Here is a 4,199-nt window from a genome sequence, read left to right on the forward strand (position 1 = left end):
GGCAGCGTCTCCGCTGCCCGAGCCTGGCCCTTCTGTGTTTCCGGTCACGCTCCGCCGACCGGGTTGCCGACGCCGAGGTCGAGCCGGGCCTGCGAGTGGTAGGCGTTGAGCAACTCGATCAGGACGGCGCCGTCGGGCACGCCGGCGTGCCCGCGGGCCGCGATCTCGGTTTCCCACAGCGCGGCGTTCACCGCCTTCGCCGCCTCCACCGCGGCCGGACTCGCCAGCAGCACGAGCGTTTCGAAGAGCGCCGACCGCTGGATCTCCGCCTGCTCCATCGTGGCCAGGAACTCCGCCCGCGCCGTCGACCCCGCCTCGGCGTCGACGGCCCGCTTGGCCACCGCCGCGATCTCCTTCACGCAGGTCGCATACTGCACGTAGGTGTCGAGCTTCCGCTCATCCCACCGCGTGGCCAGCACCCGCCGGTGCTTGGCCCGCTCCGCCCACCCGGTGGCCACGAACGAGGTGAGCGCCCCCAGCAGGACGCCCACCAGCGTGACGATCTGAGTAATCACCGCCCAGAACCTACCGACACCACGCAGCTAGCGACAGGGCGAAACCTCGCAACGAGAGAGCCCATCTCGGCGCCGTCCGCGGAGCCACGGCCACGCCCTCGTGAGGCTTTGGGTAGTACACGCGGCAGGCCTGGGCATAGGCCCTCCCATGAACAACATCCATTTTGGAAGTTGTTTTTGTTGAGGCGAGGGCGCCAGACTAGAAGCGACGAGAACCTCGTCGGACCGAGAGACAAAGTGAGAGCCTCCGCGCACACGCGGGCCCGGCCCTGGCGGCAACCAGAACCGGGCCCTCAGCGCGGGGTTAAGTAGGCCCGGCCGAGCATCTACCGGCCGGGCCTACTTGCTGCCCGCCCGCTGTCGTCCGTCCCCTGGCCTCATACCTAATGGATGAGCCTCCCCACACACTCGGCAATCGTGACCATGAGCCCGAGCCCGCTGATCCCGACCATCCACCAATCGGGGCTGTTCAGTCGCTTGCTCGACCTTCGTGACCTACATGCCATGTCAGGGCCCCTCCTGCTCGACGCCGCTGGGGCGCTCCCCAACGGGGCGCAAGGCGGGCCTGGTTGGACCCGAAACGGGGCGAGCGCCTGAGGACCTGACGGGCAGAAGCCTATCGCCCGAAGGTCAGGTCAGGGGCTGGGTGGGAAAGCCGCCATGTTGCGGATTTGGGTTAGCTTGTTCATGAAACGCGAGTCTTGATTAACGTTCCATTTTGGCGATGGTGCGATTCGGTCACCAACCCGGAGATCGCCCGCCAGAGGCCCCTTGCAGCGCCTCGGCGTGTCGCACCCGACCCCATGTGATGTCCGTCACTTCGCGTACTGTTCGCCGCCCCTGCGGCGCTCTCAGCGCAGGGCGTCGCCGATGAGTTGCATCGAATCCGCGACCACAATGGTGCCAGCGGAGGCGAGTTTGGCGTCCTGTTGACATAGCCGATCGCGGGAGCGCTGGCCGCTTCCCCCGCCTCGACGCCGCAGGCCACGTCGCCGATGAAGATTCAATGCTCCGACCCGGCGCCCGCAGTCGCCATGGCTTCGAGCAGGAGACTCGGGTTCGGCTTCATTGACGAGGGGTCGCCCGGAACCGCCCGAAGACGCCAGCCACACAATCCACAAAACCGTGCTCAGTGAGTTGGCCTTGATGGCCACGCCTGCCGTCCAGGTTCGGGCGACCGACCCTGGACGGCTTCGGGCTCCAGCACGGCCAGCGCGGCGTCCGTGCTCCGCGGGATCGGAGCGGGCGTCCGAGACCAGCCGGGGGAGGCCGAACGGCTCGCCCTCCTCTTCTACCCCGGCCGGCGCTCAACGCGCTCCCGAATGCTCCAGATTGGCGTTCGCAGCCGGTTACGCGTGGCCTGACCAGGGCGAAACAGTCCTTGCTCAAGCTGGCCGCTCTAGTCTGAACTCATGTGAACGAGAAGGGGACTGAGACGGCTAGTCACTACGCGACTCTGCCGGGCGTAGGTCTGTGACGGTGTAGACCTGCCTCTCACGCCCTGCTGTGTAGCGAACGGTTGTGACCGTCGCTGTAGCTTCGACAGGCTTTCCCAGAAGATCGTCGCCCAGCCGCATCGTCACCTCTTCAGCGGTTCTGGCTGCGATTAGGCGTCCTGTTCGAGTCTGGATCTCCACCGAACCGCGGCGCATGCTGGCTTCGACGAGCAGTCCCTCAATGATCTCTGCCGTCGTTTCTCCGAAGTCCACTCGGTCACTCAGAAGCTTCAGCCGGGCTGCACCGTGCCGGTCAAGAGTGCAGGTTCGAGCACGGTCGGTTCCAGGTTCCCAGGAGAGCCTGAGATCGACCCCTGCCTCCGCGAGCAAGCCCGAGAGCGTACCGAGATGCTTTACAGCTCGCTGCCCGAGCGGCACCACGCGGTCCGCCAGTCGATCGTCAGACAAATCCTCATCACCAGGTGAGGATTGAGCAGTTTCGGCGATCTCAAAGATCGCCGCAACAGCTTCATCAAGCAGGGACGATGATGGCGAATCTACAGCTGACCCGAAGAGATCATCCTGGGTATGGACCGGAGGGCTCTGGGCAGGGCCATAAAGGTGCACACCGTAGGAGGATGGAAATGCGGGTGCCGAGCGAAGCAAGGTTGCACCCTGAATATGGCCGGGGATGGGAGCCGCTGCGGTTGGCGCGCCTGTCAAGGCCTGAGCCACCGACGTAACAGTGTTCTGGAGCGACGTAAAGAAGCTCCCGAGGAGGGTGATGGGAGCCTCGTGCCCTTCGACCTGTCCGCCATCAAGGGCCAAGTCGAGACGTCGCCGGTCCCCGACTTCGGAGGGAGCAGCTGGCTGGCTGCCCTCCGTTTCTGCTGTCAGGCTGTGTGCCGCAAAGCCAGCGGCAGCCTGAAGTGCCCGCCACTGCTGGGTCATAAGCTCTCGATGAGTGACGTGAGGTCTCGATTGGCGACCGTCTGCAGCTCGCTGTTCGCGGAGCCAAGCTCGCAGGGCCGCTTTGTCGCGCGGGATCTCTGGCTGCGTCATAGTTGCACCTCCAGGTATCCGCGACGGACGGCAATCCCACTGCGCGAGCGTTGCCAGATTTCATCGTAGAGACCCAGCGACTGGAAAGCCTGGATATTCCTCGCGCTGAGCTGCCCTGCTCGAAGATCATCAAAGTGGACGCTATCCGGGAGTCGCACAGCGTATGCATCGACCCGCATGCCGTGGCTTCGGCACCACGAGTGCTCCAGCAAATCTGCGAGGCTGTCGACATCCTGCTGGTCAAGCCGGTCGTACCAGTCGGCAGGAAATCCGTAGAAGACATCGACGTCTGCAGGTTCGGCCTTCTGGGTGACAAAGCTGCCAGCGAGCCAGGCGCGCGGCATCGTTCCGAGAGCGGCCTCTACAAACATGAGGTGGAGCTCCCATTCATCCCAGAGCGCTTGTCGGGTTGAAGAGCCATCGAAATCCTCATGCAGGACGAAGCGGTCGATGACCTCGTCTCGCGTGGCTGCGTAGCGGCCTACAGGCAGATAGCCGTGATCGGAGCTCAGCGCAGGGATCACTGGTTGCTCCTCTTCACGGGTGACGCGCGGCTTGGGCAGCCTACTGCCAGCCCCTGTCTGAGGCCCAGCTTGCACACTGAAGCGTTATCGGCTGTTCGGACGGCGTGGGCTGCCCGTGCCGTCTAGCTGAGCGCATCTGCAATGAGCTGCATCGAATCCACGATCGCCACGGCCCCCGCGGCGGCCAGCCTGGCCCCCTTACCCGGCTTGTTGGCGTAGCCGATCGTGGGAACGCCAGCCGCCTCTCCAGCCTCTACGTCGCGGGCCGCGTCGCCGATGAAGATGCAGTGCTCTGGCCCAGTGCCTGCAGCTTTCATGGCTTCGAGCAGGAGGCGCGGGTTCGGCTTCATGGACGAGGGGTCGCCAGGGGCGCGCCCGAAGATACCGGCCACGTAGTCGCTGAGGCCGTGCTCGGTGAGGTAAGCCTCGATGGCCGCGCCCGCGTTGTTGCTGACCACGGAGACCAGCCGGCCGGAGCGGGCGCATGCTCGCAGAACCGATTCTCCGCCCGGGGTCGGGCTGGCCAGCCGCACGGCTTCGGTCTCTAGCGCGGCCAGCACGGCGTCCGTGTTCTCCGTGAGATCAGGGCGGGCGTCCGCGACCAGGCGGAGCAAGGCGAGCGGGTCGGTCTCCTCCTCCGCCCCAGTCGGGGCCTGCTCGCC

4 protein-coding genes are annotated in these 4,199 nt (G+C 65.5%); all 4 read right to left on the bottom strand.

Features of this window, described 5'->3' with window-relative positions; translation table 11 throughout:
* Positions 1-44: 44 nt before the first annotated feature.
* Entirely contained in the window at positions 45-515 is a 471-nt protein-coding gene (locus ACFRMQ_RS38800) for a hypothetical protein (RefSeq protein WP_380735603.1), read from the bottom strand.
* A 1,439-nt stretch (positions 516-1,954) separates the two neighbouring features.
* Positions 1,955-2,902 (bottom strand): hypothetical protein, encoded by a 948-nt coding sequence (locus ACFRMQ_RS38805; protein ID WP_380735604.1) that lies wholly within the window; start codon positions 2,900-2,902, stop codon positions 1,955-1,957.
* Positions 2,903-3,009: 107 nt separating this feature from the next.
* Complete coding sequence (locus tag ACFRMQ_RS38810) at positions 3,010-3,537, bottom strand: DUF6932 family protein (protein WP_380735605.1); 528 nt, start codon at positions 3,535-3,537, stop codon at positions 3,010-3,012.
* Between the two features lie 122 nt (positions 3,538-3,659).
* A partial coding sequence (locus tag ACFRMQ_RS38815; protein WP_380735606.1) for an HAD family hydrolase occupies positions 3,660-4,199 on the bottom strand: 540 nt, incomplete at its 5' end.

Source organism: Kitasatospora sp. NPDC056783, assembly GCF_042789895.1.
In the GTDB taxonomy this organism is placed as follows: domain Bacteria; phylum Actinomycetota; class Actinomycetes; order Streptomycetales; family Streptomycetaceae; genus Kitasatospora.

Coding starts and splice junctions, on each gene's coding strand:
- ACFRMQ_RS38805 (WP_380735604.1), bottom strand. CDS start 2,902: ATGACCCAGCAGTGGCGGGCACTTCAGGCTGCCGCTGGCTTTGCGGCA.